Genomic DNA, 21,812 nt, shown 5'->3' on the forward strand with positions numbered 1-21,812 from the left:
TGGACACGAGAGGCACAAACACAGTGGAGCTGGTAGTCGCGCGGATCGGCCGCGCCCACGGCATCAAGGGTGAGGTCACCGTCGAGGTGCGCACGGACGAGCCCGAGCTGCGGCTCAGCCCCGGCGCCGTGCTCCGCACCGACCCGGCGTCGGTGGGTCCCCTGACCATCGAGACGGGCCGGGTGCACAGCGGCCGCCTCATGCTGCGGTTCGCGGGCGTCAAGGACCGCACCGCGGCCGAGGCGCTGCGCAACACCCTCCTCATCGCGGACGTGGACCCCACGGAGCTGCCGGAGGAGGAGGACGAGTACTACGACCACCAGCTGATGGACCTGGACGTCGTGCTGGAGGACGGCACCGAGATCGGCCGGATCACCGAGATCTCCCACCTGCCCTCGCAGGACCTCTTCATCGTCGAGCGCCCGGACGGCTCCGAGGTGATGATCCCCTTCGTCGAGGAGATCGTCGCGGAGATCGACCTGGAGGAGCAGCGCTGCGTCATCACGCCGCCGCCGGGGCTGATCGACGACCGCGCCGAGGTCGCCTCCGCGCGTGACGCCGAGGCCGAGGCCGAGGCCGCCGGCTCGGAGGCCGCGCGCACCGGGGACGACGCCTGATGCGGCTCGACGTCGTCACGATCTTCCCCGAGTACCTGGAGCCCCTGAACGTCTCCCTCGTCGGCAAGGCGCGGGCCCGCGGGCAGCTCGACGTCCACGTGCACGACCTGCGGGACTGGACGTACGACCGGCACAACACGGTCGACGACACCCCGTACGGCGGCGGCCCGGGCATGGTCATGAAGACCGAGCCGTGGGGCGAGGCCCTGGACGCGGCGCTGGCCGCCGGCTACGAGTCCGGCGCGCACGGCCCCGTCATGGTCGTCCCCACCCCCAGCGGCCGGCCGTTCACCCAGGAACTGGCCGTCGAGCTCTCCGAGCGCCCGTGGCTCATCTTCACCCCCGCCCGGTACGAGGGCATCGACCGCCGCGTCATCGACGAGTACGCCACGCGCATGCCCGTCTACGAGGTCTCCATCGGCGACTACGTGCTGGCGGGCGGAGAGGCGGCCGTCCTGGTCGTCACCGAGGCCGTGGCCCGGCTGCTGCCCGGGGTCCTCGGCAACGCCGAATCGCACCGCGACGACTCCTTCGCCCCCGGCGAGATGGCCAACCTGCTGGAAGGCCCCGTCTACACCAAGCCCCCGCGGTGGCGCGGGCGGGAGATCCCCGAGGTGCTGCTGAGCGGCCACCACGGGAAGATCGCCCGCTGGCGCCGGGACGAGGCCTTCCGGCGCACCGCGCAGAACCGGCCCGACCTGATCGAGCGCTGCGAGGCCTCCGGCTTCGACAAGAAGGACCGCGAGATCCTGAGCATCCTCGGCTGGAAACCATCCGGAGACGGCCGATTTTGGCGCAGGCCGGAGGTCGTGGAAGAATAGGCGGCTGCTGTGTGCTCGCGGACGCCCCTGCCACAGGGGGATCGTCGTCCGCCGGGTGACACGGCTCTCGAATTCTCTACGGAAACCCGCACCGGCGACCTGTGGCGTCGTGCGAAGAAAGCAGACGAACTCATGTCTCACCTGCTCGATGGCGTCAACTCCGCCTCCCTGCGTACGGACGTCCCGGCCTTCCGCCCGGGTGACACGATCAACGTGCACGTCCGCGTGATCGAGGGCAACCGCTCCCGTATCCAGCAGTTCAAGGGTGTTGTCATCCGCCGCCAGGGCTCCGGCGTCTCGGAGACCTTCACGGTCCGCAAGGTCTCCTTCAGCGTCGGCGTGGAGCGTACCTTCCCGGTCCACTCCCCGATCTTCGAGAAGATCGAGCTCGTCACCCGCGGTGACGTGCGTCGCGCCAAGCTGTACTTCCTCCGTGAGCTCCGCGGCAAGGCCGCGAAGATCAAGGAGAAGCGCGACCGCTGATCTCCTCTCCGGGTCCACGGGAAGGCCGGATAGGCTCCACCCCGATGGACACCGAAGCAGAGCTCACACAGCGCGGCCACTCCTCTCCCGAACAGGGGGAGGGGCGGTCGCGCTCTGCTGTTTCCAGGTCCTGGCGGCGGGCCGGGGTGCTCGGCGTGGTCTGCACGGTCTTCCTGCTGCTGGTCGCCAACCTCGTGGTCCAGCCCTTCCTGATCCCGAGCCGTTCCATGGAGCCGACCCTGGAGGTCGGCGACCGGATCCTGGTGAACAAGCTGGCGTACCGTTTCGGCGCGACGCCGCAGCGCGGGGACGTGGTGGTCTTCGACGGCACCGGGTCCTTCGTACGGGAACCCGCCCGCGGCAACCCGGTCGGCGACGCCCTGCACGGGGCCGCCTCGGCGCTGGGGCTGGCCGATCCCTCCGACACCGACTTCGTGAAGCGGGTCGTGGGAGTCGGCGGGGACGACGTGGTGTGCTGCGACGCGGGCGGCCGGATCCAGGTCAACGGGGTGCCCGTGGCGGAGCCGTACCTGTACCCCGGGGACACCCCCTCGGAGGTGCCCTTCCGGATCGTCGTCCCGCTGGGGACCCTGTGGGTGATGGGCGACCACCGTTCCCAGTCCCGGGACTCGCGGGACCACCTCGGCGAGCCGGGCGGGGGGATGGTGCCGGTGGAGAAGGTGATCGGGCGGGCCGACTGGATCGGCTGGCCGGCGTCCCGCTGGGGCTCCCTGCCGCCGGCGCCCGCCACCGGGGGCCCGCATGGGTAGCCGGGGGCGCCCGCCGGCGCCTGCCGAGGGCGGGGGGCGGGCCCAGCGGCGCCGGATGGCGCGCAAGCTGCGCCGGCGCCGGCGCACCCGGCGGGTCGGCGAGCTGCCGCTGCTGGTGGCGGTGGCCCTGTGCATAGCCCTTCTCCTCAAGACCTTCCTGGTCCAGGCGTTCTTCATCCCGTCCGGCTCGATGGAGCAGACGATCCGGATCGGCGACCGGGTGCTGGTGGACAAGCTGACCCCGTGGTTCGGCTCCAAGGTCGAGCGGGGGGACGTCGTCGTCTTCAAGGACCCCGGAGGATGGCTCAAGGGCGAGGCGGCGCGGCCGGCCCCGGACCCGGCCGGCGTGAAGCAGATCAAGCAGACCCTGACCTTCATCGGCCTGCTGCCCTCCGCCGACGAGCAGGACCTGATCAAGCGCGTCATCGGCATCGGCGGCGACACCGTGGCCTGCTGTGACAACCGGGGGCGGGTGACCGTCAACGGCCGTCCGCTCGATGAGCCTTACGTGTCACCCGGGAACTCGCCCTCCGACATCCCCTTCGAGGTGCACGTCCCCGCCGGGCGGCTCTTCGTGATGGGCGACCACCGGGCCAACTCGGCCGACTCCCGCTACCACCTCGACGAGGCGTTCGACGGCACCATCGACGAGAAGGGCGTGGTGGGACAGGCCGTGGTGATCGCCTGGCCGTTCGGGCACTGGCGCCGGCTGGAGCAGCCCGCGACCTTCCTCGACGTTCCGGACCCGGTCCGCACCGGGCGGCGGCAGCGGCCCGGCCGTCGCCGCCGGGGCACCGCGTTCGCATAGTGTGTTCCCGGTCTCCCGCGCCTTAGGGAACTCCCGCTCGTTAAGGGAGGGGAGGGCCCGCTCCCGATCCGGCGCGGGCGGTCGTTTCCGAGTGAGGAGTGGATGTGGGGGATGTGGCGGTAGGCGCTCGATCCGGACGCGACGAGGGCGAGGAGCGGCCGGACGATGCCGTCACGCACGACACCGACGAGGCGGCTGCGGAGGAGAGGCAGCACCGTTCCTTCTGGAAGGAGCTCCCGCTCCTCATCGGCATCGCCCTGGTGCTGGCCCTGCTGATCAAGACCTTCCTGGTCCAGGCGTTCTCGATCCCGTCCGACTCGATGCAGAACACCCTGCAGCGCGGTGACCGGGTGCTGGTGGACAAGCTGACCCCCTGGTTCGGCTCGGAGCCCGAGCGCGGCGAGGTCGTCGTCTTCCACGACCCCGCGCACTGGCTGGAGGGGGAGCCCACCCCGGAGCCCAATGTCGTGCAGAAGGTCCTCAGCTGGATCGGCCTGATGCCGTCCGCCGAGGAGAAGGACCTGATCAAGCGGACCATCGCCATCGGCGGGGACACCGTGGAGTGCAAGCGGGGCGGCCCGGTCGTGGTCAACGGCAAGCCGCTGGACGAGCCCTACATCTTCCCCGGCAACACCCCCTGCGACGACGCGCCGTTCGGGCCGGTCACCGTGCCCAAGGGCAAGATCTGGGTGATGGGCGACCACCGTCAGAACTCCCAGGACTCCCGCTACCACATGCAGGACTCCACCCAGGGCTTCGTACCCGTCAAGGACGTCGTCGGGCGGGCCGTCGTCGTCGCCTGGCCGGTCACCCGCTGGGCCACCCTGCCGGTCCCGGACACCTTCGACCAGAAGGGCATCGACAAGCAGCTCCCGGCGCCCCGGCACTCGCCGCAGGCCTCCGGCCCCGGCGTGGCCGACGTCAACTCGGCGGCCCTGGGGCTCGTGGGCGCCGTGCCCCTCGTCCTGTGGCGCCGCAGGAGGCTGACCCAGGGCTCTACCGCCCGGTAGGGTGCCGCCCAGGCCGGCCATCGCCGGGTGGTGGCCATCTCCGGGTATGGGGGCGCACCAATGGGCGGAACACAGGCAATACGCGCGAGCGGCAGAGACGGCCGCGGCGGCCTCGGCAACACGTTGTCGGGCATCGCCGTGGCCATCGGTTTCGCGCTCTTCCTCGGCGGCTTCGTCTGGGGGGCGCTGGTGTACCAGCCCTACACGGTGCCGACGAACTCCATGGTCCCCACCGTGCAGCCCGGTGACCGGGTGCTGGCGCAGCGGATCGGCGGCGCCGAGGTGCACCGCGGGGACGTGGTCGTCTTCAAGGACGCCCAGTGGAGCGACTCGCCCATGGTCAAGCGGGTCGTGGCCGTCGGCGGCGACACCGTCGGCTGCTGCGGGCAGGGCGGCAGGCTGACCGTGAACGGAAAGCCGCTGGAGGAGCCCTACGTGGACCGGGCCGGGCACGACGCGCTGGCCGCGGGGACGACGAACTTCGAGGTCAGGGTGCCCGAGGGCAACCTCTTCCTGATGGGCGACCGGCGCTCGGGCTCCCTGGACTCGCGGGCCCACCTCCAGGACGCCGGCCAGGGGACCGTGCCCCGGTCGGCCGTCGAGGCCCGGGTCGACGCGCTGGCGTGGCCGAACCCGGGGATGCTGGACCGGCCGCAGGCGTTCGCCGCCCTGCCCGGCGGGACCTCGCAGCCCGGGCCGCTGCGGCTCCAGGTGGCCGCGGTGGTGGCCGGTGCCGCCCTCGTCGTCCTGGGGGCCGCCTACGGGCCGGTCGCCCGGGTGCTGGGGCGGGGACGGTCGCGGGGGCGCTCCGGTGGACGCTGAGCGGGGCGAGCGCCCGCCGCGGAAGGTGTCCCGGGTGATCCTGCTGGACCCCGACGACCGGATCCTGCTGCTGCACGGCTTCGAGCCGGACGACCCCCGCGAGACGTGGTGGTTCACCCCGGGCGGCGGGCTGGAGGGCGACGAGACCCGCGAGCAGGCCGCGCTGCGCGAACTCGCGGAGGAGACCGGGATCACCGAGGTGGAGCTGGGGCCCGTGCTGTGGCACCGCTACTGCTCCTTCCCCTTCGACGGCAGGCGCTGGGAGCAGGACGAGTGGTACTTCCTGGCCCGGACCGCCCAGACCGGGACCGCCCCGGCCGGGCTCACCGAGCTGGAGCGGCGCAGCGTCACCGGGGCGAGGTGGTGGACCTCCGAGGAACTTCTCGCGGCCCGTGAGACGGTGTACCCGACCAAGCTCGCCGGGCTGCTGAGGACGCTGCTCGACGACGGTCCCCCGGATGCTCCGGTGGTCCTGCCCCCGGAAATCGTTTAGGGGTGCACGGCGCTGGCGCACAATAGGGGGACGCACGGCTGAAGGGGAACATGCCATGAGCGCCGAGGACCTCGAGAAGTACGAGACCGAGATGGAGCTGAAGCTCTATCGGGAGTACCGCGACGTCGTCGGGCTGTTCAAGTACGTGATCGAGACGGAACGCCGTTTCTACCTCACCAACGACTACGAGATGCAGGTGCACTCGGTCCAGGGGGAGGTGTTCTTCGAGGTCACGATGGCCGACGCCTGGGTCTGGGACATGTACCGGCCCGCCCGCTTCGTCAAGCAGGTGAGGGTGCTGACCTTCAAGGACGTGAACATCGAGGAGCTCAACAAGAGCGACCTCGAACTGCCGGGCGGCTGAGCCGGCCGAGGGGCCCTTCACGGCCCTCCTCTCACCCGTGAGGGTGAGCGCTCCCTCCACAACGCCCGGGTTGTCCACCAAGATCCACTCGGTGGGCCGGGACGCGCGATCGTCGGTGCCGGAGGTGGTGCCGGATGAACGCGAAGGGCGTGGCACGACAGGCATTGGGGCGCTACGGCGAGGAGCTCGCCGTACGGCGGCTCACCGAGTCGGGAATGACGGTGATCGCCCGGAACTGGCGGTGCCGGGGCGGGGAGATCGACATCGTCGCGCGGGACGGGGACGCCCTCGTCGTGTGCGAGGTCAAGACCCGCCGCGCGGGGGACTTCGAACACCCCATGGCCGCCGTCCGGGCCGGCAAGGCCGAGCGGCTGCGCCGGCTCGCCGGGCGCTGGCTCGCCGACCACGGGGGGCCGCCGCCGGGCGGGGTGCGGATCGACCTGGTCGGGGTCCTGCTGCCCCGGCGCGGCGCGCCCGTGGTGGAGCATGTCAGGGGGGCCGCCTGATGGGGTTCGCGCGGACGTGCTCGGTGGCCCTGGTGGGCGTCGAGGGCGTCGTGGTGGAGGTCCAGGCCGACCTCGAACCGGGCGTGGCGGCCTTCACCCTGGTGGGGCTGCCCGACAAGACCTTGGTCGAGAGCCGGGACCGGGTACGGGCCGCGGTGGTGAACTCCGGCGCGCCCTGGCCGCAGAAGAAGCTCACGGTCGGACTCAGCCCGGCCTCCGTCCCGAAGTCCGGGGCCCATTTCGACCTGGCCGTCGCGGCGGCCGTCCTGGGCGCCGCCGAGGTGCTCGACCCCGGGGCGATCGCCGACCTCGTGCTGATCGGGGAGCTGGGCCTGGACGGCCGGGTCCGCCCGGTGCGGGGGATCCTGCCGGCCGTGGTCGCCGCCGCCGAGGCGGGGTACCGGCAGGTGGTGGTGCCGCAGCAGTGCGCCGCCGAGGCCACCCTGGTCCCGGAGGTGTCGGTGCTGGGCGTGCGCAGCCTGCGGCAGCTGATCGCCGTGCTGACCGACGCACCGGTCCCCGAGGAGGACCCGCCGGAGGGGGAGGGGCGCCCCGACCCGATGCTCGCCGGCCTGGTCCTGCCCGGCGCCGGACTGGGGGCGGGCCTGGCCCGGGGCGGGCAGGAGGGCCCGGACTTCCCCGACCTCGCCGACGTGGCCGGCCAGCACAGCGCCCGCCGGGCCCTGGTGGTGGCCGCCTCCGGGGGCCACCACCTCTTCCTCAGCGGGCCGCCGGGCGCCGGCAAGACGATGCTCGCCGAGCGGCTGCCCTGGATCCTGCCGCCGCTCACCCGACAGGACTCCCTGGAGGTGACGGCCGTCCACTCGGTCGCGGGAATCCTGCCGCCCGGCGAACCGCTCGTCTCCCGGCCCCCGTACTGCGCCCCCCACCACTCGGCGACCATGCAGTCCCTGGTCGGCGGCGGCGCCGGGATTCCCAGGCCCGGGGCGGTCTCCCTGGCCCACAAGGGGGTGCTCTTCCTGGACGAGGCGGCCGAGTTCAGCGGCAAGGTGCTGGACGCCCTGCGCCAGCCCCTCGAAGCCGGGCACGTGGTCATCGCCCGGGCCGCCGGGGTGGTAAGGCTGCCCGCCCGCTTCCTGATGGTCCTCGCGGCCAACCCCTGCCCCTGCGGCCGGCACACCCTGAACGGGGCCGGCTGCGAATGCCCCTCCTCCGTGATCAGGCGCTACCAGGCCCGGCTGTCGGGCCCGCTGCTCGACCGGGTGGACCTGAGGGTCGAGGTGGAGCCGGTCACCCGCTCCGACCTGCTGGGCCGGGGCGGCCGGGGCGAGGCCACGCGGGTCGTCGCCGACCGGGTCCGGGAGGCCCGCGAGCGGGCCGCCGCCCGGTACGGGGGCACCCCCTGGCGGCTCAACGCCGAGGTGCCGGGACACGAGCTGCGCACCCGCTGGCCGGCCGGTCCCGGTGCCCTGGCACAGGCCGAGCGGGAGATGGAGCGCGGGCTGCTGACCGCCCGGGGGCTGGACCGGGTGCTCCGGGTCGCCTGGACCGTGGCCGACCTGCGCGGCCGCGACCGCCCGGAGGCGCTGGACGCGGCCGTGGCGCTGGAGCTGCGCACCGGGATCGCCCGCGGGGCGGCGCTGGCCCTGGGGAGTGGGCCGTGACCGCCGCCGGGCCGCCGGACCCCGTCCTCCTGGCCCGCGCCGCGCTCACGAGGGTCCTGGAGCCGGGCGACGAACACGGCGGGCGCTGGCTGCGGGAGCTCGGCCCCGTCGCCCTGATACACCACCTGACACGGACCGGGGACGGCGGGGAGGCCGGCCCGCTGACCGGGGCGGGCCCCGAGCGGCTCGCCGGGTACCGCAGGCGGGCGGTGCTCGCGGAGCCCGCCCGGGATCTGGAACGGGCCGCCGCCGAGGGCGTCCGGTTCGTCTGCCCGGGCTCGGCGGAGTGGCCGACCCAGCTGGACGACCTCGGCGACGCCCGGCCCGTCGGACTCTGGCTGCGGGGCCGGCCGAACCTGCGGACCTGGGCCCTGCGCTCCGTCGCCGTGGTCGGGGCCCGCGCCTGCACCCCGTACGGGGCCCACATGGCGCAGACCCTGGCCGCCGGGCTCGCCGAGCGGGGCTGGGTGGTGGTCTCCGGCGCCGCGTACGGGATCGACGGCGCCGCCCACCGCGGGGCCCTCGCCTCCGGCGGAGCCACGGCCGCGGTGCTGGCCTGCGGCGTGGACACCGTCTACCCGCGCGGACACGCCGGGCTGCTCGGCCGGATCACCCGCCAGGGGCTGGTCCTGGGCGAGCTGCCGCCCGGCAGCCATCCCACGCCCAGCCGGTTCGTCCTGCGCAACCGCGTCATCGCCGCCCTCACCCGGGGGACCGTGGTCGTGGAGGCCGCCCGGCGCAGCGGCTCCCTCGTCACCGCCCGCCGCGCCCAGGCCCTGGGCCGCCTCACCATGGGCGTCCCCGGCCCCGCCACCAGCGGCCTCTCCGCCGGGGTGCACGAGCTGCTGCGGGGCGAGGCGGTCCTGGTCACCGACGCCGCCGAGGTGATCGAACTGGTCGGCGCCATGGGCGAACTGGCCCCCGTCCCGCGCGGGCCCGTCCTCGCCCGCGACCTGCTCGACCCCGCGGCCGCGCGGGTGCTCGAAGCGCTCCCCGCCGGCCGCCCCGCCGACGTGGACGAGATCTCCCTCGCCGCGGGCACCGGCACCGATGAAGTCATCGGCAGACTGTACGAACTTCACTCTCTGGGGTTCGTCGAACGGCAGGGCGACGCCTGGCGGTTGGCCCGCCCCGGACCAAAGGGGGAGGCGTAATCCGTGGCCGCACGGCGAGGCGGTCGTTGACCTGGGGCGTTCCGGTGAAAGAGTGAAGGCGATGAGAGACGCGGTCTTCCCCGAGGCGGCCGCCCGGACCGTGCGCGAGGCGCCGGACCCGGGCCGCCCGCCCGGGTCCGGGCGCTCCTGCGGCCCTGCGCCATCCCGTACTCTTCGCGCACCGCGACTCTTCCGTCACGCTACGCTCCCAAGGAATCCCGCTCCGGCAAAGGCGAAGCATGCCCCAGCACACCTCAGGGTCCGACCGCGCTTCGGTGCCACCCGCTGCCCGTGGCGGCGTGCGGTCCACCGAGCCCTCGTCCCTGGAGCTGCTCTGGCGCTCATACAAGGACTCGGGTGACGAGCGGCTGCGGGAGCAGCTGATCCTGCACTACTCGCCGCTGGTCAAATACGTGGCGGGCCGGGTCAGCGTCGGTCTCCCGCCCAACGTGGAACAGGCCGACTTCGTCTCCTCCGGGGTCTTCGGACTGATCGACGCGATCGAGAAGTTCGACATCGAGCGGTCCATCAAGTTCGAGACGTACGCGATCACCCGCATCCGCGGCGCGATGATCGACGAGCTGCGGGCGCTGGACTGGATCCCGCGCTCGGTCCGCCAGAAGGCCCGCGCCGTGGAACGCGCCTACGCCACGCTGGAGGCCCAGCTGCGGCGCACCCCCACGGAGGGCGAGGTCGCGGGGGAGATGGGCATCGGGGTCGAGGAACTCCACACCGTCTTCAGCCAGTTGTCCCTGGCCAACGTGGTCGCCCTGGAGGAACTGCTGCACGTCGGCGGGGAGGGCGGCGACCGCCTCTCCCTGATGGACACCCTGGAGGACACCGCCGCCGACGACCCGGTGGAGGTGGCCGAGGACCGGGAGCTGCGCCGGCTGCTCGCCCGGGCCATCAACACCCTCCCCGAGCGGGAGAAGACCGTCGTGACCCTCTACTACTACGAGGGCCTGACCCTCGCCGAGATCGGCAACGTCCTGGGCGTCACCGAGAGCCGGGTCAGCCAGATCCACACCAAATCCGTGCTCCAGCTGCGCGCCAAACTCGCGGACGTCGGCCGCTGAGCCGCCCCCGGGCGCAGCGGCCGGGCGGAGCCGCCGGGGAGCTTGCGCACCTCCGTACAGTGGTGACGTGCCCAGGATTCGAGCGGCCTCCGTGGCCGAGCACCGGTCGATGCAGCGCGGCGCCCTGTTGGACGCGGCGCGTTCCCTGCTGTCGGAAGGCGGGACCGAGGCCCTGACCTTCCCCGCCCTCGCGGAGCGCACCGGTCTCGCCCGGTCCTCCGTGTACGAGTACTTCAAGTCGCGCGCGGCCGTGGTCGAGGAGCTGTGCGCCGTGGACTTCCCCGTCTGGGCCGCCGAGATCGAGGCGGCCATGGAGGCCGCGCCCACGCCCGAGGGGAAGATCGAGGCGTACGTGCGCAGCCAGCTGGAGCTGGTGGGCGACCGCCGGCACCGGGCGGTGGTGGCCATCTCCGCCGGGGAGCTGGACGCGGGCGCGCGGGAGAAGATCCGCGCCGCGCACGGCGGCCTCGTCGCCATGATCGGCGAGGCGCTGGAGGCCCTCGGGCAGCCGGAACCGCGGCTGGCCGCCCTGCTGCTCCAGGGGGTCGTGGACGCCGCGGCCCGCCGGATCGAGCTCGGCGCCGCCGAGGAGCCCGCCGTGATCACGTCCACCGCGGTGGCCATGGCCCTCCGCGGTATCAGCGGCTAGCGGGGCGGGGCCTGCGGGCCGGGTGCGGACGGCAGCAGGCGGGGCGTGGCCCCGGGGAGCAGGGCCAGCGGGTTGCGGTAGGAGTCCTCGCCCGCCAGGAGGCCCCAGTGCAGACAGGGTCCCGGGCAGTGGGAGCCCTCCGTGAGCACCGCCACCACCTGGCCCGCCGTGACCGCCTCCCCCTCCGCCACCAGCGGCCGCACCGGCTCGAAGGTGGTCCGCAGCCCGCCAGGGAGGGTCAGGGACAGCACGCCCCGCCCCGCGACCTGCCCCGCGTAGTGGACCCGCCCCGGCCCCACGGCCCGGACCTCCGCTCCCGCCGGGGCCGACAGGTCCACCCCCCGGTGCCCCGCCGCGTACGGGGTCGGGGGCGGGTCCCACCACCGGGCGACGGACAGCGGCGCCGGCAGTGGCCGGACCGCCCGGAAGGCCCCCTCGGCGGGGACGCCGGCGGGAGCCGGGACCAGCGCCCCGGACAGGGCGAACAGCAGGGTGAGCAGCAGCGTCGTCGTCATGCGCCCAGGGTCCCGCGCGGGACCCGCGGCCCGCCCGTGCCTGTGGACGGGCGAAAGGGTGTGGACAAGGGCGTCACCCGGCATACCGCCGGGTCCCGTACACTTCTTGTGGCGATCCGGGTCACCGGGTCGACTTCGCACGCCCCAGCGCCGACCGGTTCCGGTCGGGTGGCAGCGCCTCTCGGTCCCTTCATGGGGCAGGGCGCGGCGGGGCGTCAGGAACCAAAACCGAGAAACCAAGGAGATGGCCATGGCCGTCGTAACGATGCGGGAGCTGCTGGAGAGCGGCGTCCACTTCGGTCACCAGACCCGTCGCTGGAACCCGAAGATGAAGCGCTTCATCTTCACCGAGCGCAACGGCATCTACATCATCGACCTGCTCCAGTCGCTGTCGTACATCGACCGCGCCTACGAGTTCGTGAAGGAGACCGTCGCGCACGGCGGTTCCATCATGTTCGTCGGTACGAAGAAGCAGGCGCAGGAGGCCATCGCCGAGCAGGCGACCCGCGTCGGCATGCCGTACGTCAACCAGCGCTGGCTGGGTGGCATGCTCACCAACTTCTCGACCGTCTACAAGCGCCTTCAGCGTCTGAAGGAGCTCGAGGCGATCGACTTCGAGGACGTCGCGGCCTCGGGTCTCACCAAGAAGGAGCTCCTGGTCCTCTCCCGCGAGAAGGCCAAGCTGGAGAAGACCCTCGGTGGTATCCGCGAGATGTCGAAGGTTCCCAGCGCCGTCTGGATCGTCGACACCAAGAAGGAGCACATCGCCGTCGGTGAGGCGCGCAAGCTGCACATCCCGGTCGTCGCGATCCTCGACACCAACTGCGACCCCGACGAGGTCGACTACAAGATCCCGGGCAACGACGACGCCATCCGCTCCGTCACCCTGCTCACCCGCGTGATCGCCGACGCCGTCGCCGAGGGCCTCATCGCCCGTTCCGGCGCTGCGACCGGTGACTCGAAGCCGGGCGAGAAGGCCGCCGCCGAGCCGCTCGCCGAGTGGGAGCGCGACCTGCTCGAGGGCGAGAAGAAGGCTGACGCCGAGGCCCCCGTGGCCGAGGCCCCGGCTGCCGAGGCCCCCGCGGCCGAGGCTCCCGCTGCCGAGGCTCCGGCCGCCGAGCAGGCCTGACCCACTGAGAGCGCCCGGCGTTCATCCGCCGGGCACTCGCAGCACGGACGATGACGGCGGGGGAGCCGCGCCACGAGCGCGCTCCTCCGCCGTTCACCCGTAGATCTACGACTTCGAGAGAGAATCACAGACTCATGGCGAACTACACCGCCGCTGACGTCAAGAAGCTCCGCGAGCTCACCGGCGCCGGCATGCTGGACTGCAAGAACGCGCTCGTCGAGGCCGACGGCGACGTCACCAAGGCCAACGAGATCCTGCGCGTCAAGGGCCTGAAGGGTGTCGCCAAGCGCGAGGGCCGTTCCGCCGAGAACGGTGCCGTCACCTCCCTGATCTCCGAGGACGCCACCTCCGGCGTGCTCGTCGAGCTCAAGTGCGAGACCGACTTCGTGGCCAAGAGCCCGAAGTTCCTGGCCGTCGCCGACCAGCTCGCCGCCCACGTGGCCGCCACCAAGCCCGCCGACATCGAGGCGCTGCTGGCGTCCGAGATCGAGCCCGGCAAGACCGTCCAGGCGTTCGTGGACGAGGCCAACGCCAACCTCGGCGAGAAGATCGTCCTGGACCGCTTCGCGGCGTACGAGGGTGCCTTCGTGGCCTCCTACATGCACCGCACCATGCCCGACCTGCCGCCGCAGATCGGTGTCCTGGTCGAGCTGGACAAGGCCGACGCCGACCTGGCCAAGGGCATCGCCCAGCACATCGCCGCCTTCGCGCCGAAGTACCTCACCGCCGAGGACGTCCCGGCCGAGATCGTCGAGTCCGAGCGCCGCGTCGCCGAGGAGACCACCCGCGCCGAGGGCAAGCCCGAGGCCGCGATCGCCAAGATCGTCGAGGGTCGCGTCAACGGCTTCTTCAAGGACGCCACGCTGCTCGGCCAGCCGTACGCGCTGGACAACAAGAAGTCCGTCCAGAAGGTTCTGGACGAGGCCGGTGTCACCCTGAAGCGCTTCGCCCGCATCAAGGTCGGCATCTGAGTCCGTCCGTACGCGACGGACACCGGACCCCGATAGGGTCTGAGGCAGTCGTCCACGCTTGCGCCGGACGACCGCAGATCTGACGAGGAGGCCATTGCCGCAGAGGGAACCGCGAGGACCCACCGGCAATGGCCTTCTTCGTATGTGCACGAGGAGATCTCCATGAATCAGGGCGTGGACCCCCACACCGCATCCCACGACAAGAGCGACCACGACAAGAAGGGTCGCCGCTTCATGCTGAAGCTGTCCGGCGAAGCCTTCTCCGGCGGCGGCGGGCTGGGTGTCGACCCTGACGTCGTGCACGCCATCGCCCGCGAGATCGCGGCCGTGGTCCGAGACGGCGCCGAGATCGCGGTCGTCATCGGCGGCGGCAACTTCTTCCGCGGCGCCGAGCTGCAGCAGCGCGGCATGGACCGGGCGCGGTCCGACTACATGGGCATGCTCGGCACCGTCATGAACTGCCTCGCCCTCCAGGACTTCCTGGAGAAGGAGGGCATCGACAGCCGCGTCCAGACCGCCATCACCATGGGCCAGGTCGCGGAGCCGTACATCCCGCTGCGCGCCGTCCGCCACCTGGAGAAGGGCCGCGTCGTCATCTTCGGCGCCGGTATGGGCATGCCGTACTTCTCCACCGACACCACGGCCGCCCAGCGTGCCCTGGAGATCGACGCCGAGGCCCTGCTCATGGGCAAGAACGGCGTCGACGGGGTCTACGACTCCGACCCGAAGACCAACCCGGACGCGGTGAAGTTCGACGCGCTGGGGTACAACGAGGTGCTGTCCCGGGACCTCAAGGTCGCCGACGCCACGGCCATCACGCTGTGCCGCGACAACCTGCTGCCGATCCTGGTCTTCGAACTGCTCGCCGAGGGCAATATCGCCCGCGCCGTCAAGGGTGAGAAGATCGGCACGCTCGTGAGCGACCAGGGCACCCGGGCCTGAGCCCGTCGCACCGGGCCCCCCGGGGCCCGGTCCGGGCGGCCCGCACCGCCCCGCCCGCCTGAACCATCCATATCTGACATGCAGGAGCACGTGGTGATCGAAGAAATCCTCCTCGAGGCCGAGGAGAAGATGGAGAAGGCCGTCGTCGTCGCCAAGGAAGACTTCGCCGCGATTCGCACGGGCCGTGCGCACCCGGCGATGTTCAACAAGATCGTGGCGGACTACTACGGTGCCATCACGCCCATCAACCAGCTCGCCTCCTTCTCGGTGCCCGAGCCGCGCATGGCCGTCGTGACCCCGTTCGACAAGAGCGCCCTGCGCAACATCGAGCAGGCCATCCGCGACTCCGACCTGGGCGTCAACCCCAGCAACGACGGCAATATCATCCGGGTGACCTTCCCCGAGCTGACGCAGGACCGCCGCAAGGAGTACATCAAGGTCGCCAAGAACAAGGCCGAGGACTCCCGCGTCTCCATCCGCTCCGTGCGCCGCAAGGCCAAGGACGCCCTCGACAAGCTGGTCAAGGACAAGGAGGCCGGCGAGGACGAGGTGCGCCGCGCCGAGAAGGAGCTCGACGACACCACCGCGAAGTACGTCGCGCAGGTGGACGAGCTGCTCAAGCACAAGGAAGCCGAGCTCCTCGAGGTCTGATGAACGACTCTCCCTGGGCCGCTGAGCCGGTACCGGCGGGTCCCGCATACGATGCGCTGGTGGGCCCGCAGACTGCGCCCATGCCCATCGTGCCCGATGCCGCCGGCCGTGCGTTCGACGACCGGGAAGCACGCGATCGGGGGGCCGCCTTCGCCGGCGGCCCCCCGCTCCGTACCGAGATGCCGTTGCAGGAGCCCATGCCCAGCCCCCCGCCCCCGCCTTCGCAGGCACCGCAGGACGCCTCGCCCCCGCCGCAGAAGAAGCGCGCGGGGCGGGATCTGCGGGCCGCCATAGGGGTCGGCGTCGGCCTCGGCGCGGTGATCTTCGCTTCGCTGTTCATCGTCAAGGCCGTCTTCGTCGGCGTGATCGTCGTCGCCGTCGTCGTCGGTCTGTGGGAGCTCACCTCCCGGCTCCAGGAGAAGAAGGGCATCAAGGCCCCGCTGGTCCCGCTCGCGGTCGGCGGCGCGGCGATGGTCATCGCCGGCTTCGTCCGGGGGGCCGAGGGCGCCTGGGTCGCAATGGCCCTGACCGCGCTGGCGGTGCTCGTCTGGCGGATGACGGAACCGCCCGAGGACTACCTCAAGGACGTCACCGCGGGCGTCTTCGCGGCGTTCTACGTGCCCTTCCTGGCCACGTTCGTCGCGATGCTGCTCACGGCCGAGGACGGCCCGCAGCGGGTGGTGACCTTCCTCCTGCTGACCGTCGTCAGCGACACCGGGGCGTACGCCGTCGGCTGGCGCTTCGGCAAGACCAAGCTGGCACCCCGCATCAGCCCCGGGAAGACCCGCGAGGGACTCCTCGGCGCCGTGGCCTTCGCCATGGGGGCCGGTGCGCTGTGCATGGAGTTCCTGATCGACGGGGGCTCCTGGTGGCAGGGCCTGCTGCTGGGCCTGGCCGTCGCCGTCAGCGCCACCCTGGGCGACCTGGGCGAGTCGATGATCAAGCGCGACCTCGGCATCAAGGACATGGGGACGCTGCTCCCGGGCCACGGCGGCATCATGGACCGCCTCGACTCGCTGCTCCCGACGGCCCCGGTCGTCTGGCTGCTGCTGGCGGCCTTCGTCGGCACCGGCTGACGGGTCCGGGCCGGGTTATCCTGGAGGGCGCGCCGCTTTCACGCGGCGCGCCCTTTCCGTCCGGCGGCCGAGAGCCGCAGCGGACCGGCCCTGCACGCGCGGGGTGACCCCCACCCCGTCGTACCGAGGAGTACCGCATGGCCCCCCGTCCCGCTCCGGGTGAGCTCACCTTCGTCGCTCCGCGAGGGGCCAAGAAGCCGCCCCGGCACCTGGCCGACCTCACCCCGGCCGAGCGCCGCGAGGCGGTCGCCGCGATCGGCGAGAAGCCGTTCCGGGCCAAGCAGCTCTCCCAGCACTACTTCGCCCGCTACGCCCACGACCCGGCGGAGTGGACCGACATCCCGGCGGCCTCGCGCGAGAAGCTCCAGCAGGAGCTGCTCCCCGAGCTGATGAACGTCATCCGGCACATCAGCTGCGACGACGACACGACCCGCAAGACCCTGTGGAAGCTGCACGACGGCACCCTCGTGGAGTCCGTCCTGATGCGCTACCCGGACCGGGTCACCATGTGCATCTCCTCGCAGGCCGGCTGCGGTATGAACTGCCCGTTCTGCGCCACCGGCCAGGCCGGCCTCGACCGCAACCTCTCCACCGCCGAGATCGTGCACCAGATCGTCGACGGCATGCGCGCCCTGCGTGACGGCGAGGTCCCCGGCGGCCCGGCCCGCCTGTCCAACATCGTCTTCATGGGCATGGGCGAGCCGCTCGCGAACTACAACCGCGTCGTCGGCGCCATCCGCCGGCTCACCGACCCCGAGCCCGACGGGCTGGGCCTGTCGCAGCGCGGCATCACGGTCTCCACCGTCGGCCTGGTCCCGGCCATGCTGCGGTTCGCCGACGAGGGCTTCAAGTGCCGCCTCGCCGTCTCACTGCACGCCCCGGACGACGAGCTGCGCGACACCCTCGTCCCCGTGAACACCCGCTGGAAGGTCCGTGAGGTCCTCGACGCGGCCTGGGAGTACGCCGAGAAGTCCGGCCGCCGGATCTCCATCGAGTACGCCCTGATCCGCGACATCAACGACCAGGCCTGGCGCGGCGACCTCCTCGGCCGCCTGCTCAAGGGCAAGCGGGTGCACGTCAACCTGATCCCGCTGAACCCGACGCCCGGCTCGAAGTGGACCGCCTCGCGCCCCGAGGACGAGAAGGCCTTCGTCGAGGCCATCGCCCGGCACGGCGTGCCCGTGACCGTCCGGGACACCCGCGGCCAGGAGATCGACGGAGCGTGCGGACAGCTCGCGGCGAGCGAGCGGTAGTCTGGCCCGCGTACATCTGCATATTCCGACAGGGGAGCGCCACAGCGCTGAGAGTGCGGCAACACGTTTTTGGATCGAGCACCGTGGCCGCAGACCCTCTGAACCTCGCCCAGGTCATTCTGGGTAGGAAGTTCGGTCACCACCTCAAGCTGTTGCGCCCTGCCCGGGCGCCGCGCTCCACCAGAGCGCCCGGGCGGGGCCGCGTCTTCTCCTGGTCATACCCAGGAGGAATCAACCGTGAGCACCACCAAGAAGATCGCGGGTGCGGCGCTGGCCGCCGCCCTCGGCGTCGGCACGCTGACCGCGTGCGGCGGCGGCAGCAAGGACGAGGGCGGGGCCGCCGCGAGCGGGTCGCCGAAGTCCAAGACCGTCACCCTCGTCTCGCACGACTCCTTCAACGTCAGCGAGCCGGTCCTCAAGGAGTTCGAGCAGCAGAGCGGCTACACCGTCAAGGTGCTGAAGTCCGGGGACGCCGGCGCCGCCCTCAACCAGGAGATCCTCACCAAGGGCTCCCCGCGCGGCGACGTCTTCTTCGGCGTCGACAACACGCTCCTCTCGCGCGCCCTCGACAACGGGATCTTCACCCCGTACGAGGCCAAGGGCCTGGCGGAGGTCAAGCCCGAGTTCGTCCTCGACCGGCAGCACCGCGTCACCCCGGTCGACTCCGGCGACATCTGCGTCAACTACGACAAGGCCTACTTCGCCGACAAGAAGATCGCCCCGCCGCAGACCCTGGACGACCTGGTCAAGCCCGAGTACAAGAACCTGCTGGTCACCGAGAACGCCGCGACCTCCTCGCCCGGCCTCGGCTTCCTCCTCGCCTCCGTCGGCAAGTACGGCGATGGGGGCACCTCCCAGGGCGAAGCCTCTGGGGGAGGCTGGAAGGAGTACTGGAGCAAGCTCAAGGCCAACGGCGTCGAGGTCGTCGACGGCTGGGAGCAGGCCTACAACGAGCGCTTCTCCGGCTCCGCGGGCGGCAAGAAGGCCAAGGGCGACCGCCCGCTGGTCGTCTCCTACGCCTCCAGCCCGCCGGTCGAGGTCCTCTACGGCGAGCCCCAGCCGGCCGAGGCCCCCACGGGCGTGGCCACCGGCACCTGCTTCCGCCAGGTCGAGTTCGCGGGCCTGCTGAAGGGCGCGAAGAACGAGGAGGGCGGCAAGGCCCTCATCGACTTCCTGATCGGCAAGAAGTTCCAGGAGGACATGCCGCTCCAGATGTTCGTGAACCCGGTGGTCAAGGACGCGAAGCTGCCGGAGGTGTTCACCAAGCACGGCGTGGTCGTCGAGAAGCCGGAGAACGTGGCCCCCGAGGCCATCGCCAAGAACCGTGACCAGTGGGTCAAGGCATGGTCCTCGATCGTCGTGAAGTAGTACGCGACGGCGCCCCGGCGGAGGGCGGGCGGGCCACCGCCGTCAGGATGGCCCTGATGGCCGTGCCGCTCGCCTTCTTCGGGCTGTTCTTCGCCTACCCCGTGGCCGCCATCGTCGGCCGCGGGCTCAAGACCGGGGAGGGCTGGCAGTTCGGCCGGATCGGTGAGGTACTCGCCCAGCCGGACATCGCCGACGTGCTCTGGTTCACCACCTGGCAGGCGCTCGCCTCGACCGCGCTCACCCTGATCGTCGCGCTGCCCGGCGCCTACGTGTTCGCGCGCTTCTCCTTCCCCGGCAAGCAGCTGCTGCGGGCCCTGGTCACCGTCCCGTTCGTGCTGCCGACCGTGGTCGTCGGCACCGCCTTCCTGGCCCTGGTCGGGCGCGGGGGGCTGCTGGACGAGGTGTGGGGCGTGCGGCTGGACACCACCGTCTGGGCGATCCTGCTCGCCCACGTGTTCTTCAACTACGCCGTCGTCGTCCGCACGGTCGGCGGGCTCTGGGCGCAGCTGGACCCGCGCCAGGAGGAGGCCGCCCGGGTGCTGGGCGCCGGGCGGTTCGCGGCCTGGCGGCGGGTGACCCTGCCGGCGCTGGCCCCGGCGGTGGCCGCCGCCGCGCTGATGGTGTTCCTGTTCACCTTCAGCTCCTTCGGCGTCGTGCAGATCCTCGGCGGGCCCTCGTACGCCACGCTGGAGGTCGAGGTCTACCGGCAGACGGCGCAGCTGCTCGACCTGCCGACGGCCGCGGTGCTGACGCTGGTCCAGTTCGCCGCCGTCGGGGTGATCCTCGGGGTGCACGCCTGGACCGTGCGGCGCAGGGAGACCGCGCTGCGGCTGGTCGACCCCGCGCGCACCGCGCACCCGCCGCGCGGCTGGGCGCAGCGCGGGCTGCTGGGCGGGGTGCTGCTGACGGTGGCGCTGCTGATCGTGGCCCCGCTCGCGGTGCTGGTGGAGCGGTCCCTCGATGCCCCCGGCGGGTACGGGTTCGGGTTCTACCGGGCGCTCCAGGAGGCCGGTGCCGGGGGCGGAACGTTTCTGGTGCCGCCGCTGGAGGCCGTCTGGAACTCCCTCCAGTACGCGCTCGCCGCCACCGGGATCGCCCTGGCCGTCGGCGGCCTCGCGGCCGCGGCGCTGGCCCGGCGGGCGGGCCGCTTCGTCCGGGGCTTCGACGCGCTGCTGATGCTGCCCCTCGGGGTGTCCGCCGTGACGGTGGGCTTCGGGTTCCTGATCACCCTGGACCGGCCGCCGCTGGACCTGCGGACCTCCTGGATCCTGGTGCCGCTGGCCCAGGCGCTGGTCGGGGTGCCGTTCGTGGTGCGGACCATGCTGCCGGTGCTGCGGGCCGTCGACGGGCGGCTGAGGGAGGCCGCGGCCGTGCTGGGGGCCTCGCCGCTGCGGGTGTGGCGGGAGGTGGACCTGCCGCTGGTGCGCCGGGCGGTGCTGATCGCGGCGGGCTTCGCCTTCGCGGTCTCGCTGGGCGAGTTCGGCGCGACGGTGTTCATCGCCCGGCCGGACCACCCGACGCTGCCGGTGGCCGTGGCCCGGCTGCTGGGCCGGGCCGGTGAGATGAACTACGGGCAGGCCATGGCCCTGAGCACGATTCTGATGCTGGTGTGCGCGGTGTCCCTGCTGGTACTGGAGCGACTGCGACCCGACAAGACCTCGGGAGAGTTCTGATGACCCTGCTCCGGCTCGAAGGGGTGACGGTCCGCTTCGGCGAACGGACGGTCCTGGACGCGGTGGACCTGGAGGTCGCCGAACACGAGACCGTCTGCGTGCTGGGACCGAGCGGCAGCGGCAAGTCCACCCTGCTGCGGGTGGTGGCCGGGCTCCAGCGGCCCTCGGCCGGACGGGTCCTGCTGGGCGGCGCCGACCAGGCCGGGGTGCCGGTGCACCGGCGGGGGGTGGGCCTGATGTTCCAGGACCACCAGCTGTTCCCGCACCGGGACGTCGGCGGGAACGTCGCCTTCGGCCTGCGCGTACGGCGCTCCGCGAAGCCGGAGTACGAGGAGCGGGTCGCCCGTCTGCTGGACCTCGTGGGGTTGCCCGGGGCCCAGCGCCGGGCCGTGGCCTCGCTGTCGGGCGGCGAACAGCAGCGGGTCGCTCTGGCCCGGGCGCTGGCCCCCTCGCCCCGGCTGCTGATGCTGGACGAGCCGCTGGGCCAGCTGGACCGGGGGCTGCGCGAGCGGCTGGTGGTCGAGCTCCAGGGACTGTTCTCCAGGCTGGGCACCACCGTGCTGGCCGTCACCCACGACCAGGGCGAGGCCTTCGCGCTCGCCGACCGGGTGGTGGTGATGCGGGACGGGCGGATCGCGCAGGCGGGGACCCCGCTGGAGGTGTGGCAGCGGCCGGCGTCGGAGTTCGTGGCGCGGTTCCTCGGCTTCGAGAACGTGGTCCCGGCCACCGTCACCGGCGGTGCGGCCGCCACCCCGTGGGGGAAGGTCCCGGTGCCGGAGGGCTCCCCCGAGGGGGAGCAGCGGCTGCTGGTGCGGCCGGCCGGGGTGGTGCCCGCCGCGGCCGGGCTGGACTGCGTGGTGGAGTCCCGTACCTTCCGCGGGACGCACGTGGCCCTGCTGCTGCGGCCCGAGGAGGGACCCGTACTGGAGGCGGAGTGCGCTCTGGCCGCCGCGCCGGCCGTGGGGGACCGGATCGCGGTGGCCTTCACGCCCTCCGAGGTGGTCGTCCTTCCGGTGGCCTGAGCCGCCGCCCGCGG

Annotated in this window: 24 protein-coding genes and 1 riboswitch; of the genes, 23 read left to right on the plus strand and 1 reads right to left on the minus strand. The window is 72.4% G+C overall.

Annotated features, from left to right (window positions below):
• Window positions 1-23 precede the first annotated feature (23 nt).
• The 14 genes from rimM to B4U46_RS25495 all read left to right on the plus strand — a co-directional run bounded on the left by rimM (window position 24) and on the right by B4U46_RS25495 (window position 11,198).
• Window positions 24-617 carry a ribosome maturation factor RimM gene (rimM, locus tag B4U46_RS25430; RefSeq protein ID WP_079429987.1) on the plus strand — a complete coding sequence of 198 codons (594 nt, stop codon included), beginning with the start codon at window positions 24-26 and terminating at the stop codon, window positions 615-617.
• On the plus strand, window positions 617-1,438 hold the full coding sequence (gene trmD / locus B4U46_RS25435; protein ID WP_079429988.1) for a tRNA (guanosine(37)-N1)-methyltransferase TrmD: 822 nt from the start codon (window positions 617-619) through the stop codon (window positions 1,436-1,438). Before rimM ends, trmD begins: the two co-directional genes overlap by 1 nt.
• A gap of 132 nt (window positions 1,439-1,570) precedes the next feature.
• A complete protein-coding gene (gene rplS, locus B4U46_RS25440) occupies window positions 1,571-1,921 on the plus strand; it encodes a 50S ribosomal protein L19 (protein WP_079429989.1) in 351 nt (116 codons plus the stop codon).
• A gap of 44 nt (window positions 1,922-1,965) precedes the next feature.
• On the plus strand, window positions 1,966-2,691 hold the full coding sequence (gene lepB / locus B4U46_RS25445) for a signal peptidase I (RefSeq protein WP_079429990.1): 726 nt from the start codon (window positions 1,966-1,968) through the stop codon (window positions 2,689-2,691).
• Window positions 2,692-2,746: 55 nt separating this feature from the next.
• On the plus strand, window positions 2,747-3,499 hold the full coding sequence (gene lepB / locus B4U46_RS25450) for a signal peptidase I (RefSeq protein ID WP_398898807.1): 753 nt from the start codon (window positions 2,747-2,749) through the stop codon (window positions 3,497-3,499).
• Window positions 3,500-3,612: 113 nt separating this feature from the next.
• The gene (gene lepB, locus B4U46_RS25455) at window positions 3,613-4,509 is read left to right on the plus strand and encodes a signal peptidase I (RefSeq protein WP_079429992.1); all 897 of its coding nucleotides are present in this window, start codon (window positions 3,613-3,615) and stop codon (window positions 4,507-4,509) included.
• A gap of 60 nt (window positions 4,510-4,569) precedes the next feature.
• A complete protein-coding gene (gene lepB, locus B4U46_RS25460) occupies window positions 4,570-5,331 on the plus strand; it encodes a signal peptidase I (protein ID WP_079429993.1) in 762 nt (253 codons plus the stop codon).
• Window positions 5,321-5,824 (plus strand): NUDIX hydrolase, encoded by a 504-nt coding sequence (locus B4U46_RS25465; RefSeq protein WP_079429994.1) that lies wholly within the window; start codon window positions 5,321-5,323, stop codon window positions 5,822-5,824. Before lepB (B4U46_RS25460) ends, B4U46_RS25465 begins: the two co-directional genes overlap by 11 nt.
• 55 nt (window positions 5,825-5,879) lie before the next feature.
• Complete coding sequence (locus tag B4U46_RS25470) at window positions 5,880-6,188, plus strand: DUF2469 domain-containing protein (protein ID WP_014675276.1); 309 nt, start codon at window positions 5,880-5,882, stop codon at window positions 6,186-6,188.
• A 134-nt stretch (window positions 6,189-6,322) separates the two neighbouring features.
• Window positions 6,323-6,694, plus strand: coding sequence for a YraN family protein (locus B4U46_RS25475; RefSeq protein WP_079429995.1), 372 nt, complete (start codon window positions 6,323-6,325; stop codon window positions 6,692-6,694).
• Window positions 6,694-8,319, plus strand: a complete 1,626-nt coding sequence (locus tag B4U46_RS25480; protein ID WP_079429996.1) for a YifB family Mg chelatase-like AAA ATPase — start codon at window positions 6,694-6,696, stop codon at window positions 8,317-8,319. Before B4U46_RS25475 ends, B4U46_RS25480 begins: the two co-directional genes overlap by 1 nt.
• Window positions 8,316-9,473, plus strand: a complete 1,158-nt coding sequence (dprA, locus tag B4U46_RS25485) for a DNA-processing protein DprA (RefSeq protein WP_079429997.1) — start codon at window positions 8,316-8,318, stop codon at window positions 9,471-9,473. The genes B4U46_RS25480 and dprA overlap by 4 nt, the downstream gene beginning before the upstream one ends.
• A gap of 239 nt (window positions 9,474-9,712) precedes the next feature.
• Window positions 9,713-10,549, plus strand: coding sequence for an RNA polymerase sigma factor WhiG (gene whiG / locus B4U46_RS25490; protein WP_079429998.1), 837 nt, complete (start codon window positions 9,713-9,715; stop codon window positions 10,547-10,549).
• A 91-nt stretch (window positions 10,550-10,640) separates the two neighbouring features.
• Complete coding sequence (locus B4U46_RS25495) at window positions 10,641-11,198, plus strand: TetR/AcrR family transcriptional regulator (protein ID WP_079429999.1); 558 nt, start codon at window positions 10,641-10,643, stop codon at window positions 11,196-11,198.
• On the opposite strand, the gene B4U46_RS25500 is transcribed toward B4U46_RS25495, so the two are convergent.
• Entirely contained in the window at window positions 11,195-11,713 is a 519-nt protein-coding gene (locus B4U46_RS25500; protein WP_185117172.1) for a M23 family metallopeptidase, read from the minus strand. The two genes, B4U46_RS25495 and B4U46_RS25500, sit on opposite strands and share 4 nt — an antisense overlap.
• A 250-nt stretch (window positions 11,714-11,963) precedes the next feature.
• Between B4U46_RS25500 and rpsB the strand changes: the two genes are divergently transcribed.
• From rpsB to B4U46_RS25545, 9 genes are all read left to right on the plus strand, one after another.
• Window positions 11,964-12,842 carry a 30S ribosomal protein S2 gene (rpsB, locus tag B4U46_RS25505; protein WP_079430001.1) on the plus strand — a complete coding sequence of 293 codons (879 nt, stop codon included), beginning with the start codon at window positions 11,964-11,966 and terminating at the stop codon, window positions 12,840-12,842.
• Window positions 12,843-12,976: 134 nt separating this feature from the next.
• Window positions 12,977-13,813, plus strand: a complete 837-nt coding sequence (tsf, locus tag B4U46_RS25510; protein WP_079430002.1) for a translation elongation factor Ts — start codon at window positions 12,977-12,979, stop codon at window positions 13,811-13,813.
• Between the two features lie 162 nt (window positions 13,814-13,975).
• A complete protein-coding gene (gene pyrH, locus B4U46_RS25515; RefSeq protein WP_079431973.1) occupies window positions 13,976-14,755 on the plus strand; it encodes a UMP kinase in 780 nt (259 codons plus the stop codon).
• A 93-nt stretch (window positions 14,756-14,848) separates the two neighbouring features.
• A complete protein-coding gene (gene frr, locus B4U46_RS25520) occupies window positions 14,849-15,406 on the plus strand; it encodes a ribosome recycling factor (RefSeq protein ID WP_079431974.1) in 558 nt (185 codons plus the stop codon).
• On the plus strand, window positions 15,406-16,482 hold the full coding sequence (locus B4U46_RS25525) for a phosphatidate cytidylyltransferase (protein WP_079430003.1): 1,077 nt from the start codon (window positions 15,406-15,408) through the stop codon (window positions 16,480-16,482). The genes frr and B4U46_RS25525 overlap by 1 nt, the downstream gene beginning before the upstream one ends.
• A gap of 137 nt (window positions 16,483-16,619) precedes the next feature.
• Window positions 16,620-17,735 (plus strand): 23S rRNA (adenine(2503)-C(2))-methyltransferase RlmN, encoded by a 1,116-nt coding sequence (gene rlmN, locus B4U46_RS25530; RefSeq protein ID WP_079430004.1) that lies wholly within the window; start codon window positions 16,620-16,622, stop codon window positions 17,733-17,735.
• 20 nt (window positions 17,736-17,755) lie between these two features.
• A riboswitch (TPP riboswitch) is annotated at window positions 17,756-17,883 on the plus strand.
• Between the two features lie 89 nt (window positions 17,884-17,972).
• Window positions 17,973-19,103 (plus strand): thiamine ABC transporter substrate-binding protein, encoded by a 1,131-nt coding sequence (locus tag B4U46_RS25535; protein ID WP_079430005.1) that lies wholly within the window; start codon window positions 17,973-17,975, stop codon window positions 19,101-19,103.
• Between the two features lie 56 nt (window positions 19,104-19,159).
• Complete coding sequence (locus B4U46_RS25540) at window positions 19,160-20,776, plus strand: ABC transporter permease (RefSeq protein WP_107438449.1); 1,617 nt, start codon at window positions 19,160-19,162, stop codon at window positions 20,774-20,776.
• Complete coding sequence (locus tag B4U46_RS25545; RefSeq protein WP_185117171.1) at window positions 20,776-21,798, plus strand: ABC transporter ATP-binding protein; 1,023 nt, start codon at window positions 20,776-20,778, stop codon at window positions 21,796-21,798. The genes B4U46_RS25540 and B4U46_RS25545 overlap by 1 nt, the downstream gene beginning before the upstream one ends.
• Window positions 21,799-21,812: the final 14 nt, after the last annotated feature.

It is taken from the genome of Streptomyces katrae (assembly GCF_002028425.1).
Lineage (GTDB): Bacteria > Actinomycetota > Actinomycetes > Streptomycetales > Streptomycetaceae > Streptomyces > Streptomyces katrae_A.